The sequence below is a fragment of the Paenibacillus sp. Y5S-9 genome, assembly GCF_036894235.1.
In the GTDB taxonomy this organism is placed as follows: domain Bacteria; phylum Bacillota; class Bacilli; order Paenibacillales; family Paenibacillaceae; genus Paenibacillus.
The window spans coordinates 5,511,414-5,527,251 of the sequence record NZ_CP145887.1 but is presented as its reverse complement, the minus strand read 5'-3'; the positions used below and the strand labels follow the sequence as shown (position 1 = coordinate 5,527,251).

9 protein-coding genes are annotated in these 15,838 nt (G+C 47.5%); 6 read left to right on the top strand and 3 right to left on the bottom strand.

Translation table 11 applies throughout. The annotated features are described in order from the left end of the window. Positions 1–36 precede the first annotated feature (36 nt). Positions 37–408, top strand: coding sequence for a hypothetical protein (locus tag V6669_RS24315; RefSeq protein ID WP_074096289.1), 372 nt, complete (start codon positions 37–39; stop codon positions 406–408). Positions 409–1,198: 790 nt separating this feature from the next. Here V6669_RS24315 and V6669_RS24310 read toward each other — a convergent pair. The 3 genes from V6669_RS24310 to V6669_RS24300 form a co-directional block, all read right to left on the bottom strand. Further along, complete coding sequence (locus V6669_RS24310; RefSeq protein ID WP_338588398.1) at positions 1,199–2,785, bottom strand: oleate hydratase; 1,587 nt, start codon at positions 2,783–2,785, stop codon at positions 1,199–1,201. Between the two features lie 155 nt (positions 2,786–2,940). Beyond that, a complete protein-coding gene (locus tag V6669_RS24305; protein ID WP_338588397.1) occupies positions 2,941–3,576 on the bottom strand; it encodes a TetR/AcrR family transcriptional regulator C-terminal domain-containing protein in 636 nt (211 codons plus the stop codon). A 999-nt stretch (positions 3,577–4,575) separates the two neighbouring features. Beyond that, a complete protein-coding gene (locus V6669_RS24300; RefSeq protein ID WP_076333733.1) occupies positions 4,576–5,931 on the bottom strand; it encodes a dipeptidase in 1,356 nt (451 codons plus the stop codon). A gap of 215 nt (positions 5,932–6,146) precedes the next feature. On the opposite strand from V6669_RS24300, the gene V6669_RS24295 reads away from it, so the two are divergent. The 5 genes from V6669_RS24295 to V6669_RS24275 all read left to right on the top strand — a co-directional run bounded on the left by V6669_RS24295 (position 6,147) and on the right by V6669_RS24275 (position 15,831). Next, entirely contained in the window at positions 6,147–8,552 is a 2,406-nt protein-coding gene (locus tag V6669_RS24295; RefSeq protein WP_338588396.1) for an AraC family transcriptional regulator, read from the top strand. 347 nt (positions 8,553–8,899) lie between these two features. Beyond that, the gene (locus V6669_RS24290; RefSeq protein WP_074097016.1) at positions 8,900–9,814 is read left to right on the top strand and encodes a sugar ABC transporter permease; all 915 of its coding nucleotides are present in this window, start codon (positions 8,900–8,902) and stop codon (positions 9,812–9,814) included. Between the two features lie 12 nt (positions 9,815–9,826). After that, the gene (locus V6669_RS24285; protein WP_338588395.1) at positions 9,827–10,714 is read left to right on the top strand and encodes a carbohydrate ABC transporter permease; all 888 of its coding nucleotides are present in this window, start codon (positions 9,827–9,829) and stop codon (positions 10,712–10,714) included. 18 nt (positions 10,715–10,732) lie between these two features. Further along, the gene (locus tag V6669_RS24280) at positions 10,733–12,238 is read left to right on the top strand and encodes an extracellular solute-binding protein (protein WP_338588394.1); all 1,506 of its coding nucleotides are present in this window, start codon (positions 10,733–10,735) and stop codon (positions 12,236–12,238) included. Between the two features lie 239 nt (positions 12,239–12,477). After that, positions 12,478–15,831 carry a glycosyl hydrolase gene (locus V6669_RS24275; RefSeq protein WP_338588393.1) on the top strand — a complete coding sequence of 1,118 codons (3,354 nt, stop codon included), beginning with the start codon at positions 12,478–12,480 and terminating at the stop codon, positions 15,829–15,831. The last annotated feature ends 7 nt before the right edge of the window (positions 15,832–15,838 follow it).

The following is a 15,838-nucleotide window of genomic DNA, read 5'->3' as shown; positions in this document are numbered from 1 at the left end:
GGGATCTGCGGATCACGCATAACGGAGGCGTGAAACATGGAACGTAACGCTATGCTCGAACATGATCCGTTCATCACAGTGCTGGCGGAGAAGTTGCACATACACGGATATTATGCCTTTTATGGCGAGCATTACAATGAGACCGATATGGAGCTGTACCGCAGGCATCTGTTTACATCATTCAGCAACATCGTATGGGTAGAGCTGGATGCACGCAAAAAGTATATGATTGTCGATCATCGTGGACGCAACACGGTCATGAAACTGATCGAAGGTATGTTGAACACACGCAGAACGCTGCGGGCGAACCAGGCAATGGCAGGAACGGACACCTCTGGAGTCCAGCAGGAGATCGCACATTTATCCAAGCTTGTGCACATGTTGAAGTTCACAACATTCCGCACATAAGCGAAGTGTGACATGTGGGCTCACATAAGCGATGAGTAACAACGCAAAAATGAAGAGTAACAACATGAACAACCACAAGAGTATACGTGAGTAACATGGAAGAGTAATAAGTTAAGTTTCAAGGAAGAATAGACTAGGATCTCCACAATAACATTTCACTACGATTCCATTCTCATAAGTAGTTTTCTCCGTAGGCCGCGTAGCGCTAACGAATCTGTGAAGCCTTATTCCAATGATTTGGCAGTGATAGAAAATGTAACGAATCTCAGACACGCTATTTAATGCAATTTAGCGATATTTCGGTACTTAAACATGTCTGCAGCGTAAATAAGATGTCTACGATTCGTTAGATTTTCAAACCTGCGAAATTTCAAGTAATAAGGCTTGTCAGGTTCTTTAGACGACAGTTGGCAATCTCGAGTAAGGTTATGTGTCGGGCTTAGATAGTAAACGAGTAAACGAAAGAGAGAGTCCTGTCATAGCTGACGGAACGCTCTCTATTTTTTTTATACAACGATTCTTCAGTTCAGCAACAACCATATTCACTCATTAACTCGTTCAACGGGGATGCAAGCTTCTGAAGCTAACTCATGTAGTAACTCATATCTTACTAACTTGGCACAATTAATAGAATTAAGATAACAAAGCTTCCTAAAGATCACAAAGTTACTCACCGAATTCTACAGATATCTCCAGAGATCTCCAGAGATCTCCAGAGATCTATCCCCATCCACAGATCCATCCAATCATTCCTTCATTCATCTAATGTCTGAATCCTCATGAAAAGTGGTCATCTAAACGAAGTCACAAAACTGCTGAACAGCGTCCGAACATCATACTGATACTTGTTGATCGGCTCAATTGGACGGTTCTCTCCAAGCAAGGTGTAGACGGCGATCCGTGCTGCTCGGACCGAATATTCTTCGGTGAATACCACGTCATCGGGAATCTCGCAGAATTGGCTGATAAAGGCCAGGTTGGTGGAGCCTTCAGGCACAACCTTTGGTCTGTCGCTGTTGAGTCTAGGCATGAATTGGGCTGTAATGTAAGGCATCATGCATGGAATACAGTTGGCTGTCGCCATGATATCCTCTTGATGTTCCTGGAAATGAAGATGGCCGATCAACTCCTGCATAATCTCTTCACCGGTACAGTCACACATTCTTTTCTTCACGTAATCGCCCACGTTATCCGGATATAATCCGTATCCCCAGAATACGTTGATATGCTTAGGCTGACCACGGAAATGTGGTTGGAAGGCCAAAACGACAGACATGAACCAGCTGGAATCCTTGAAAGTAACCAGCGCGCCGGTACCTGCCCGGTTGCGTGTGAATTTCTCCATCAGATCAAAAAAGACCGAATCCTGGAAGGTGACCGTAAACGACTCCCATTTGGACTCATCCACATGATCATTAAAAGAAGAAGGGTTGCCCAGCATCGGTTTCTTGGCGGCAATGTTCTCCCACAGCTTCCATGAGCTGCCCTTGCCATTCAGTTTCGGGGCGGAAGTCATGGAGCCGATGTCGGCCCCTTCGGTCATCGAACCGTTTGTAACAATGACCAGATCACCTTCAAGGATGTCAATGACTTCCTCTTCACCTCCCCTGAGCACATGCATCCGACTTACTGTAATGCCGTCGCCGTCTTTGAAATCCAGATCAGTAACCGTACATTTCAGCGTGAAATCTACGCCAAACGGTTCCAAATATTTATGCAGTGGCAGGATGATCGAGTCATACTGGTTGAACGGTGTGCGGGTAACACCTTCCAGCGTCTGAATTCTCGGGAATTCGTGAAAAAAGCGGAGCATGTATCTTTTGAATTCCACGGCGCTATGCCAAGGTTGGAAAGCGAAGGTGGTCGCCCACATATACCAGAAGTTTGTTTTGAAAAAATGAGGACCAAACCAGTCGTTGATGCGCAGTTTACCCAGCGTGTCTTCAGGAGTAATAATCAGTTTACCCATCGCCAGACGGTCCGCCATATCAAAGCCCATCGAGAGCACATCTTCGACCTTCCCGTCACGGTTGATGAGCCGTGCATTGGAATGTGTGGGATTGGCATCGTCAAATTCGGTAATTTCCTGTCGGACAGATATGCCTGGACGGTCGATGGAAGGGATGGAAGCCAGCAGCTCCCACAGATTCTCATAGGCCTCGTCATTGAGCATCCGCCCGCCGCGGATGATATATCCTTGATCGGGATTACCAGCTCCGTCATTGCTACCGCCGAGAATGGGCATTTCTTCGATAATGTGAATATGTTCTCCAGGAAAGCCACAATCTCTGACCAGATAAGCTGCACCCGCCAATGATGCAATGCCGCCGCCTACAAAATAGACCTGTTTATTACCATATTCTTTCTTCACGATCATTCGCCTCCAAAAGGTTCTGTAATCACATTTCTAATGTAATCCTTGCAGGTTTGTTAAGGTATGATCAAAAGAACGGGAGTGTCCAATTTTTGGTCACTTTTGGAAAAGTGTCTAAAAATCAGGCTTAGATCACATATGAAAAAAGCCGCACATCATTAAGTGGATGGCAGCTTATTCTCATACCTGTGCAGTGCCCTCAGGACATTGCCTTCGATCAGCCCATTGAGCTTCTCAATAATCTGTTCTGGCGGTTCTTGCATGTCACCTCTCATCCATTGAATGACTAGCCCAGTGAAAGCCAGGGTATAGAAGTTGGCGACAAACTCTTTGTCTTCACCGCGGACCTTAATCCCACAGGCCAGTTCATCAATAACACCCATGATCAGATCATGGGTTACTTCATAGAGGTATGTGTCCAAGTGGGTGCGCCCGAGCGAGTCGAGTGTGTTGCAGCAGAACGTTTTGTTGTTCTCGATGTAACAAAAGATTTTATAGAATCCGTCCGTCCATGTGCTGTAGCTTCGGTACTCCGTAAGGCCCTCCACCGCTTCAGTCTGATAGATCCACCCAAGCAGCGCGTAAATATCCTGAAAATGATAATAAAAGGTTTGCCGGTTCACGCCGCAATGGTCAACCAGATGTTTGACCGTAATCTTGTTCAGTGGAGTATGCTCCATCAGTGATTTAAGCGAGTGAGCCAGCGCATTTTTGGTCAGGTGAGAAGCAGACACAACATTCACCTCATCATTTTGGATTAGCTTGCCGGGGCGCAACAGCACGTAAACACTCATGGCAAAAGCCCCGCGCCGAAGTCGCTTAACATAAGCAGATCAAAACGCAGGAATCCCGAAAGATCCCCCATGCAGAAATACCCCTGTAGCCATCAACAATATCCGTTACCCGATCCACATCATACTCCATAAGGTTCATTCTAAATACTTAATATCAATCGATTCAATCGAACCTCCAAAGGGCACCGCTTGTGTTGTCTCTATCACAACCCTTAAAAGTTAGCCGTCGTCTAAAACCAGTCACAATAAAGAGCAACCATGGTAAAAGCCTGAAACCTAGTGAAGGAGACGTAATTAATCTAAAAAACGGCCGATAAGGTCGCGTGTATTATCTCTATAACACTAAACCATTAAAACCGAGACCCCGTCTATAAAATCAGTCATAGGAAGAACGATAACGAAATGATCGAGAAAAAAATCAAAAAAAATCGAAAAACTGTTCAGTAGCCCATCGTTTCGTGATCTATCACACTAACCTTCAAAGTTAAACCCATACCTTTAAAGAAGCCATAATAAGCAAGCTGTACGCAATGATCGATACAAAATAAATAGAAACGGCCTATAAGTCATCATGTTGTTATCTCTAATACACTAACCCATTTAAAAGTAAGTCACCATCGTCTCCCTTCATAAAAAGCAGCCACGAAAAAACCACAATTTCACCAAAGAAAAAAGAAACAACTTCACCCAAAAAACAAAAAAAAGAAACAAATAAATCAAATAAATAAAAAAGACGCCCCGAAGGCCGTTCTTTTTTCTCCCCATTACACTAACCAATCAATAGTTAGGCTCAATCTTAAAATCAGTCTGCGACAAGCTGCAACGTAGTGAAGGGGACGAAATCGATTCTGAAGAAGCGGAGCGTTCGCCTTTATCGTCGGATTTTACCCTTTGAGAAGGGGAATCCAAAAAATCCGACGATAACAGCGATCTAAAGAACGATTCGGCCCCGGAACGTCCACTCAGCACGCTCTCATGATCTGGTTTTAAACACGATGATTACAAACTCTTCAGAAATTGAACAATCGTCAACAACCCTTTATCAAAGTTCTCCAGGTTGAAGTGCTCGTTTGGTGCATGCAGATTCTCATCCGGCAAGCCAAAGCCCATCATGACAGCAGGGATTTCGAGTACACGTGAGAGTTTCTCAACAATCGGAATGGATCCGCCATCTTTGGTAAAGAGGGCACGAACGCCATACACGTGCTCATACGCATCTGCCGCTTTTTGCAGAATTGGATTGGAAGGATCGGTATTGAAAGCAAAAGCTTTCTCGATCTGTTTCACATGCAGCGTTGCACCCGGTTGAACGTGAGCGCGCAGATGTGCTTCGATACGATCCAATACATGCTGTGGATCTTGATCCGCAACAAGGCGGCATGTAATTTTGGCATGAGCTTCCTTCGGAATAACCGTTTTGCTGCCTTCGCCCTGGAAACCACCCCATACGCCGTTCAGTTCCAATGTTGGACGAGCGCCAACACGTTCCACGAACGAGTAACCTTCTTCGCCGTACAATTGCTCCAGTCCGAGGTCTTGACGAAGTTGTTCTTCATTGAAGCCCTGTTTCACAAATTCTTCTCTCATCTCAGGAGATAGTGGCAGAACGCCGTCGTAGAAACCATCTACACTCACACGGCCTTGCTCATCATGCAACGAAGCGAGCAGGGATACGAGTGCGTGCAGTGCGTTAGGTACACCACCACCAAATGAACCGGAGTGCAAGTCGGTATTGGCTGTGTTCAGATCTACGTGAAGCGAGCAGAGGCCGCGCAGGCCAGTGGAGATCGCCGGTTTACCTTTTTCAAGCAGGGACGTATCCGAGATCAGTACCATGTCTGCACGCAGCTTGTCCGTATTATCATTCAGGTAGATGGGCAAGTTCGGGCTGGAGATTTCCTCTTCGCCTTCGATGCAGAACTTGATGTTAACCGGAAGTTCTTTGTTTTCTGCCAGAATGGCTTCAACTGCCTTGATATGTAGGAAAATCTGTCCTTTGTCATCCGTTGCACCACGAGCGAACAGCTTGCCATCACGAACGGTAGGTTCAAAAGGAGGTGTCTCCCACAGGTTAAGCGGATCAACAGGTTGTACATCATAGTGTCCATAGATCAGCGCCGTCGGTTTGCCGGGTGCATGCAGGTGATCTGCATAAACAATCGGATGTCCAGCCGTTTGAATGACCTCTACGTTTTCCATGCCTGCACGTGTGAGCGCATCTGCTGCCCATTGTGCTGCACGATTAACATCCTCTTTATGCTCTGAAATGGCAGAGATACTCGGAATGGACAACCATTCATTCAGTTCTGCCAGGTGTTTTTCTCTATTTTGTTCAAAATAAGTCTGTTCTTTCATTAAAAAGGCCTCCTTCATGTTTGCTTTATCTCATTGTAATCCATTTTGTCATGTTAATAAAACATTGGTTAAAAAAATGATCGGTTACAGATCGTTTCATTCACCAGAAGATTGTGCGTATAATACAAGAAAAGGATTTCATCCATATATTCTCAGGGGAGTTGAGGAAGTTTCCATGACAGTCAGACCCGATGCAAGCAGGCAGGTGAGCAGCGATGGAACCGACTAGGAGCGATCGAATATTTGGCAGATTCAAGCGTTTGTCCGATTTGAAGGCTGGAAGGCATAAAGGGCGATTTTATCGAAACAGCCTCATGCTGATTTTACTCATTGCCAGCATTCCCGGGCTAATCACAGGTATTGTTATGTATCAACAGGTTGTTGGCCGGATGGAAACCGAGTTTAATCGGATGCATCAGAACCAGATCGAGAACCGGGCACGCAATGTGGATGACCAGCTGGCTTATCTGGAGATGAACTTATCTCATTGGGCTTTTGAACCGAGGTTTGGCAATGCTTTGCGAACACTGGATTTTGTGTATTATTTTAATGAAACGCAGGAGATTGTGACTACCTTATACGTATTACAAGGTTCCCATCCACTGATCAAGTCAGCACAGCTGTATTTGCAGGAACCGAAGCCAATCTTGTTTAATCGGGATTATACCGAATTGAACGATGAAGCAAAAGTACAAGCCTATGATCGATACCTTTCCATGGGGAACCACGTGTACTGGACAGACTGGGTTTCCGGCATCAACAGTGATACCGCAACATCGACCAACGATAGTCCACTGCATACGGATGCAGGCAATGCACTTGTTCTAGTACATAAGATACCAGGCGAGAGCATTAATCCGTTTGGTGCACTGATCATCACGCTGGATAACGAGAAAGTCGCCAGTTTATTGAAAACGCTTACTCCTTACGACGAAGGGGTAACGTTCCTCATGGATCAGGAAGGAAACACACTGGTTACCGGGAATCCGGGAACGGCGGGAGAGACTTCTGCTTTTGAGCAGCAGCTAAAAGAAGAAGTAGCCCTGCATGCGGGCAGCCGCTCATTCCTGTTCCGATATGAGGATCAGACCTATTCTGTCTCATACGGTTCATTGAGTCGGATTGATTCAGACTGGACTTACGTGTCCGCAGCCCCTTTGACCTCAGTCACTTCGCCAGTTAAACTGGTGTCCAAAATCATCGTCATTGCGAGTATAGGCAGTCTCATCCTGGGATTATTGTTATCCTGGTTTGCTTCACGCCGCATATATTCACCTGTAGCGCGGATGCTCCATCTGCTTACGCCTGGCAGAAACGAAACAACACCAATGGATGCCAAGCTGGATGAGTTTGAGCTGCTGGAGCAACAGTGGAACGAACTGACCTCCCGCAGTGTTACGGCACATCGCCAGTTGCAGGAGCAGCTTCCCCATCTGCGCGACAGCTTTGTCCTACAACTTGTACAGGGGCATCTATATGCCTATAACGAGCAGGATCTCCAGCAGCGCATGCGTCATCTTGGATTTGAGCTGCTGGGCCAGCAGTATTTGCTGGTGCAGATGTATTTTACAGGATACGAGCAACTGCAAGGCAGATTTGGGAGCCAAGACACGGGATTAGTCACTTTTGCAGCAGTGAATATCACTCAGGAAGTGGCGAAAAATTATTTCAGGCAGATCAGTGTCATGAACTTTCATGACTTGTCTTCCGCCATGCTTGTGATCGCTCCCCAGGACGAACCTGTGAAATCACATGCGCTGTTATGGGGACAGGAACTGGTGGAGGTCATTGGACGTACGCTCAAAATGAAGGTGACCTTGATGGTCAGTCGCCCAGCAGCTTCACTACAGGAACTGCCCGGACGATTTGTCGAGATGGAACAGGCCGTGGCTTACCGCAGTGTGGAGGAAGGTAGTCAGATTCTCGATCTGGAGGATGAGGCGTGTTTCCGCAGAAATGAAGCAGCTTCCTATCCACTTGGGCTGGAACGGGAGTTGTTACAGGCGGTCAGGCTGGGCAAACAAGCCGAAGCAGAACGTGTGCTGGAACAATTCATGAGTGAGATTACGCGGACGGGCAGTACCGAATTTCAGGTGCAACAGATGATGCTTCAATTGCTCGGCAGTATTCAGCACATGATGCTGCAAACGGGGGTCACACCTTATAAGCTGTTTGGTGGTTACAACATGTATGAGCAACTATCCGGTATTCGTGAACCTGTACAGATGAGGCAGTGGATGATGAATGAGGTATTCATACCGTATATACAAGAGGTTGAGGTACGATCGCAGGAACCGCTGAAACTGGTGGTGGAACGAACGATGTTGTACATCGATACACATTACCGCAGCGACATTTCGCTGGAAAACTGTGCTGACGAGGAGCAGATGACACCCTATGCACTGAGTAAGGCTTTCAAACAGGTTTCAGGCATTAATTTTATTGATTATCTGACACGTGTGAGAATGGATGCGGCGAAGCAATTGTTACGTGAGACAACGATGAAAATTAATGATGTTGCGGCGGCTGTGGGATATCAGCACAGTTATTTTAATCGGATCTTCAAGAAACAGGAGGGAGTTACCCCGAGTCAGTATCGCGATCAATGGTTTGGACAATAACCGTTCGTATCTTTGTCATTTCAGACCGGCATTCAGCTTTAACGGATGTCGGTTTTTTCTTTTTTTACCGTGATACAAAGAAGGATAAACCCGCAAAAATGTGCAATTCTACCTGCTACGTTATGTTCAGTTTCTTGTGGAAATGGCGTTATAGCGGGCTTTTCGGCTAATGAGCCGGAGCAATGCAAAAAATGAAGGTTGCCGGAAAAAGATCGGATGTATAGTCTGAGTATCAGGTTATTTGATAACGCTTACATCGTTGAGAAAGGGGAGACATGATGAACGGGAAGACGGACTGGAATACCAACGGCACTGCAACCACCCAAGCGGATAGGGCCACAAGGCCCATGAGACGAGAGTCTAACTGGAAAAGGCAGATTAAACGAAACAAATGGTTATATGTGCTTGTGCTTCCCGGCTTTTTGTACTTTGTCATCTTTAAATACTTGCCCATGTGGGGGATCATCATTGCCTTTCAGGACTACCAGCCTTTCCTGGGCATCCGGGAGAGTAACTGGGTGGGGCTAGAGAACTTTACGAACTTTTTCTCCAACCCGGACTTCTTCCGACTATTACGCAATACGCTGGTCCTTGCCCTGTATGATCTTATCTTCTTTTTCCCGGCACCGATCATTATCGCCTTGTTATTAAATGAAATTCGGGTCGCCTTCTTCAAAAGAACGATTCAAACACTGGTCTATGTACCCCATTTTGTATCCATGGTGATTATCGCCAGTATCACGTACGTGTTCCTGACCCCACAGGGCGGGGTGTTATACGACCTGATCGCCTGGATTACAGGCAAGCCTATTGATGTACTCTCCAGTCCGGGTTCGTTCCGTCCGCTCATTATTGTGCAGATGATGTGGAAGGAGATGGGATGGGGCACGATCATTTTCCTTGCTGCCCTCGCAGGTGTAGATACGGAACAATATGAAGCCTCCATTGTCGATGGTGCAGGACGGTTACGGCGGATGTGGCATATCACACTTCCAGCCATTCGTACGACCATAGTCATTTTGCTCATTCTCAGACTGGGGAACTTCCTCGATACCGGATTTGAGCAGATCTATCTGATGACCAACTCCCTCAACCGGGATGTGGCAGATGTATTTGATACGTATGTGTATACGGTGGGGATTACGCAAGGTGCATTCAGTTACAGTACCGCTGTTGGACTATTCAAGTCTGTGGTGGGGATCATCCTGGTGCTTGGCAGTAATAAACTTGCGAAAAAATTCGGCCATCCCGGAATTTATTAAGGAGGAGCGCCCATGAACAGCCGTCTATACAACAGCCCTGCCGGCAAGGTATTTGATATCTTCAATTACGTCATGCTGGGGATTCTGGGCATATTAACCGTCCTTCCGTTCCTGTATATTATAGGGAATTCTTTCGCAACGGAAGCCGAGATCACCGAACGCAGTTTTTTCCTCATTCCGAAGGTGTTTTCCTTCAGCGCGTATGAGTATATTTTCTCCTCGTCCACGATCTTTCGCAGCATTGGTGTTTCCATTTTCATCACGGTGGCAGGCACACTGGTCAATCTGTTCTTCACTCTAACAATGGCTTATCCACTATCCAGAAGTGACTTCTGGGGCCGTAACGTCATGATGAATATGGTGATCTTCTCGATGTTATTCGGTGGTGGCATGATTCCAACGTATCTCATCATTCGTGGATTGGGACTGCTCGATTCTTACTGGGCTCTTATGCTTCCTGGCGCGATCAGCGCTTTTAACTTAATAGTTGTCAAAAACTTTTTTCAGCAAATGCCGCCCGGGCTGGAGGAAGCGGCCCGCATCGACGGCTGTTCGGATCTCGGCGTGCTGTGGCGAATAGTTCTGCCTTTATCGAAACCGGTCATTGCCACGTTTGCTTTGTTCTACGCCGTAGGCCACTGGAACAACTTTTTCTCGGCACTCCTGTACATTTCCGATAGTGACAAATGGCCTCTGCAAGTCATGCTGAGACAGATCGTGTTACTCTCGCAAGCCAGTGTCGGAGATATGGCAAACATGGACCCCAATTTTGTACAGCCACCAGAGCAGTCGATCAAAATGGCAGTGATCGTTGTAGGTACCATTCCGATTTTGCTGGTGTATCCGTTTTTGCAGAAGCATTTTGCCAAAGGTGTCATGTTAGGTTCAATTAAAGGTTAAAGCCAAGGGGGAGAACGTATGGGACAAAAAACGGGATTCAAAAAAGGTGCACTGTTACTCTCTGCGTCACTGGTACTAAGTACAATTCTGGGAGCATGCTCCACGGACAAAGCAGGTTCAGGAACCGCTGCGGGTGGCACCGACGAAATTACCATTATGCTTCCGAACTTCGAAGCGGAGAATCCGCCGGAGAACAGCCCGGTCATCCAGAAGCTTGAGGAATTGACTAAGGTGGATGTGAACTTGCAGTGGGTGCCGAGCAGCTCGTACGAAGACAAATTCAACATCACACTGGCCTCGGGAAAGCTTCCTCAGATTATGGTGGTGTTAGGGAAGTCCCCAAGTTTCATTAATGCGGCCCGAACCGGGGCTTTCTGGGAGCTGGGTCCTTATCTGAAAGATTATCCGAATCTGAGTCAAATGAATGAAATCATCACCAATAATGCGTCAATCGATGGCAAAACCTATGGCATATACCGGGCGCGCGCCCTGGGACGTAATGGGGTCACAATCCGCAAAGATTGGCTTGAAAATCTGGGGCTGGAAGAGCCAAAGACGATTGATGAATTTTACAATGTGTTGAAAGCGTTCACGAAGGATGATCCAGACGGTAACGGCAAGGATGATACGTACGGTCTGGTTGCCAGCAAATTCACGGGGCCGTGGGATAACATGCAGGTATGGTTTGGTGCGCCCAACAAATGGGGAGATGATGGCAGTGGAGGTCTGATCCCGGCGCATGAGACACCAGAATACATGGAAGCCCTAAAATTTTTCCGGCAAATCTATAGTGAGGGTCTGGTCAACAAGGACTTTGCCGTGATGGATGCAACGAAACTGCCTGATCCATTTGTGAATGGGCAAGCCGGTGTCATGGTGGATGTAGCAGATAATGCACAGCGCATGGATCAGAAAATACTTGATAAAGACCCGAATGCGACAGGGCGTGTAGATGTGCTGCAAGCGATGGAAGGTCCAAAGGGATTGCGTGATATACCAACGTCCGGTTACTCCGGCCTGATTGCGATCTCCAAAAGCAGTGTCAAAACGGAAGAAGACCTGAAGAAGGTACTGAGCTTTCTGGATCAGCTGAATGAACCGGAATTGCAGGCATTGTTGTACAACGGACTGGAAGGCAAGCAATACGAGAAAAAAGAAGACTACATCATACCGAGCACTGACAAGCTTGCGCTCCGCGACCTGCAAGGCTTAAATCAGATTTTGATGTTTGTGCCAGAAGACAGAACGCTTCGTGTACAACAGACACCTGTCCGTGAAAAGGTTGCACAGGTGCAGAAAGCCAACGAAGAGATTGTCATTGCCAATCCTGGTGAACCGCTGATCTCTGATGTTTACGCTCAGAAAGGACCGCAGCTGGACAATATCATTAACGATGCGCGGATCAAATATATCGTAGGTCAGATTGATGAGAAAGGATTCGAAGATGCTGTTGCCCTTTGGAAGAACAACGGCGGAGATGATTATGTGAAAGAAGTTAATGAACTGTACGCTGCACTGAAGTAGTCGTATAAGCCAGAGCCCGGTAGCTGTGCTTTCAGTGTAGCGGAAACAGCCGGGCTTTTCTTATCGCTGTAATAGCTTGATCCGTGAACCAAATTTCATCCAACTTTCTGGAAATTATGACTTCCTGAATATGGTTTTTGATGTATAATCAAAGCAAAACAAACCTATATGAACTTAAATGAACGTTATTGGTAAAACTGGACACCACACACTCTTGGACACGCAGGGAGGAAGGCAACATGTGGAACGGGGATGCTTTTGAAAATCCCGATGCGCAGTACCGGGTCCATCCCTTTTGGTTCTGGAACGGGGATATGGAAGAAGAACAGGTTAAGCGGCAAGTGGCTGAGATGGCGGCGCAAGGTGTAGGCGGATTCTTCATCTGTCCGCGTCAGGGGCTACAGATTCCCTATCTCTCTGAAGCATGGTTCGATAAGGTGCGGATTGCAGTGCAGGCAGCTGCCGATCACGGCATGCAGGTATGGTTATATGACGAATATCCATATCCAAGTGGGATGGCTGGTGGGGAAGTGACCCTTGATTTTCCTGAAGCGAAGCAGCGTCAGCTGGTGCATCATCAGTTGCTGGTTCAGGGCGGAGAAGCTGTGGATCTGGAGTTGCCATGGGGACGAGTCTTGGTTGCCAAGGCGATTCCCAAGGATGAACAGGGCAAACGGTTGTGGCATGAATCCATTGACTTGCGCAGCAAAATCGGCAATATCCAGATCGATCAGGTCTATCAGGAGACAGGGCTCACATCGTATAACCGCAAGCGGTTCTTCACCTACCGAACAGCATTCCGCATGTTGTGGGAAGTTCCCGCAGGTGATTGGGAGTTGATTATATTTCAGGAAAAAGAGATCGATGATTTCAAATATTACGGCAACTTTGTTGATCCTTGCCACAAGGAAGCGATGAGCCGTTTTATTGAACTGACTCATGAGCGTTATAAGTCAGCAGTTGGAGATCAATTTGAAAGCGTGATCAAAGGTATGTTCTCGGATGAGATTGCACCGCTGGGCCGTATCCCCTGGTCCCAACAGCTTCCCCGTTATTTCAGCGAGCGTTGTGGTTACAGTCTGATCGATTCGCTACCGGCCCTGATATATGGCGATGTTCCGGACTCGCATCGGATTCGGTATGACTATTACCAGTCACTGCATCTGCTTCTCCGGGAGTCCTATCACAAACAGGTGCATGACTGGTGTGAGGAAGCAGGAATCCAGTACGCAGCTGAGGTACCTGGTGTACGGATGACCACCCAGTTATTCAGCCATATGCCAGGTGGTGATTCGGCACATGAGAAAATCGGACGATCCTTATCGTGGATTCTGGAACGATACGGCCAAAAGATGCGTGACAATCCTAAGATGGTCAGTTCGCTTGCCCGGCAATTGGGCCGAAGCCGCAATCTGATTGAATGTTTTCACAGTGTGGGCTGGTCGATGACGCTACAGGATGCCAAGTGGATGATTGATCGAATGGCCGCCATGGGTACCAATTTTTATAACTTTCACGCCTTTTTTTATACGATTGGTGGGCTGGCAAAGCATGATGCACCGCCATCTCAATTTTTACAGAATCCCTACTGGAAGCATTTCCGGCAGTTGGGGGATTACACCGGACGTTTGAGCTATCTCATCAGCACCGGAGCAGCAGATATTCGTATTGCCGTGCTTGACCCAACGACGACATTCTGGAGTCTGATGGGTAATCCGCTACATGGATTCGAGTATAGCGGCGAAGACGAAGCAGAACGGGGGCAACTGGAGCGCCTGACGAAGGACTGGATGCGGATTACTACCCATCTGCTCGAAAACAGACGGGATTATGATCACCTTGACCCCGAATTGTTGGCTGAAGCTGAGTTAACGGGTGGCATAATTCAGATCGGCGTGGCCCGTTATGAGGTGTTGATCCTGCCACCGATGCTAAATCTGGAGGCCGTGGCCTGGGAACAGGTGAAGCGATTTGTTCAGCAGGGTGGAACTGTCATCTCTGTTGGGATGCCTCCACATATTGCGATTCAGCCGGGAAGTCCAGAGGGATATGAAGCTGCCGAGTTCTTTGGCGCGGGCGAGCAGCCGCAAGAGGTGTACTGGGGCCGTAACGTGACAACAGATCACGATAACCGTGAAACCATGTGGCATCAGGGTGAGGAGAATGCCTATTTTCTACCCGCAGGAACGGGCCAAGGAGATGACTTTTCGCTGGAGCTGATCTCTCTCCTGCTCGATCAGGTATTGCCCGAACCCATCTGTTGGATCATGGAGGAGGAAAGTGCATCTCTGCTGATGCACACCCGTCAATTGTCGGCTGGAGAGCACATGGTTTTCTTGACTAATCAGGAGGGTCAGGACCTGAAAGGTCAATTGAAGCTGGTCGCCAGACAGCTGTGGGATGGAACGGAGTTGACAGAGGGTGCTTGTCTTGTGGCAGAACGACTTGATCTGGAGACAGGACAGCTTCAGACATTACCGTATACGAGCAGTGGCGGGGAATGGTGCATTTCACTAACGCTGGCGCCTTATGAAGCACATGCTGTTCGTCTTACTTTACAACCTGCGAAGGAAGAGGAATTAACAACGAAGGTGGATGTAACAGACAAAACGGGCTCGACGTTCGGAGCGGATGTATCGGCAGGAGCTAATCAAGCCCGTAAGATCAGAGTTCCTTCGGAAGGGCCATGGCGACTCGAAACGGTGCAATCTAACATTTTGCGAATGGGACAATTCCATCTTCAGGCTTCCAATGCTAATGGTGTGATTCTGGAGAGTCAGCATGTAACTGTGAAACCGTTTATTGATCAGGCGGCAGAATTATCGGAGCAGCAGCATCTGCCAATCCAGTTTAGTCAGGTATTTGGCACACCGAAAAAGGCATCCGTTGCTTACCCGATCGAGTGCCGATATACGACCACATTTGAGTTAAGAACGGCATTGCCTGCATGCCTTTTATTCATGGACAGAGCGGCGATTTCGGGCAATTGGTCGATGGAGATTAATGGGCATCTGCTTGAAAAGGAACAATTCGATCCAATCGAAATAACCGACCACAATAACATCGCTTGTGATATTACGGCGCTGCTGCACAGCGGTCTCAACGAAATGACGGTGATTGTGCAGGTAACGAAAGATGAGGATGGTATCGTTGATCCCTTGTATCTACAGGGAAGATTCGGCGTGAAGTTCCATCATGAAGGCATGGCTTCGCTTGTGCGGGAACCGGACACGGCCCTTTGTATCGGACCTGAACCGCAGCCGCTGTATCCCCATTTTGCCGGGGAAATGAGTTATAAACGCACGTTCTGGCTGGATGAGCCAGGGGAAGATATGACCACGTTTGAACTGGAATTTAGCGATTGGCGTGTGCAGGATGTGGTGGAAGTGCGGGTAAACGGACATAGCCTGGGTGTACGATGCTGGTCTCCGTATCGCTGGAAGGGAGATACATCATGGCTTCGACCTGGGGATAACGACATTGAAGTGCGGATTACCAACACATTGATTGGCCTGCTGGAAGGTACGTATTTTGATTCGGAACATCATCGATTACAGGATGCAGGTCATATACCTGTTGAAGAATTGGGATAAAGGAGTG

Excerpts from the sequence above, each read along its gene's own strand:
- V6669_RS24315 (WP_074096289.1), top strand. The coding sequence starts at position 37 with ATGGAACGTAACGCTATGCTCGAACATGATCCGTTCATCACAGTGCTG.
- V6669_RS24310 (WP_338588398.1), bottom strand. The coding sequence starts at position 2,785 with ATGATCGTGAAGAAAGAATATGGTAATAAACAGGTCTATTTTGTAGGC.
- V6669_RS24305 (WP_338588397.1), bottom strand. The coding sequence starts at position 3,576 with ATGAGTGTTTACGTGCTGTTGCGCCCCGGCAAGCTAATCCAAAATGAT.
- V6669_RS24300 (WP_076333733.1), bottom strand. The coding sequence starts at position 5,931 with ATGAAAGAACAGACTTATTTTGAACAAAATAGAGAAAAACACCTGGCA.
- V6669_RS24295 (WP_338588396.1), top strand. The coding sequence starts at position 6,147 with ATGGAACCGACTAGGAGCGATCGAATATTTGGCAGATTCAAGCGTTTG.
- V6669_RS24290 (WP_074097016.1), top strand. The coding sequence starts at position 8,900 with ATGAGACGAGAGTCTAACTGGAAAAGGCAGATTAAACGAAACAAATGG.
- V6669_RS24285 (WP_338588395.1), top strand. The coding sequence starts at position 9,827 with ATGAACAGCCGTCTATACAACAGCCCTGCCGGCAAGGTATTTGATATC.
- V6669_RS24280 (WP_338588394.1), top strand. The coding sequence starts at position 10,733 with ATGGGACAAAAAACGGGATTCAAAAAAGGTGCACTGTTACTCTCTGCG.
- V6669_RS24275 (WP_338588393.1), top strand. The coding sequence starts at position 12,478 with ATGTGGAACGGGGATGCTTTTGAAAATCCCGATGCGCAGTACCGGGTC.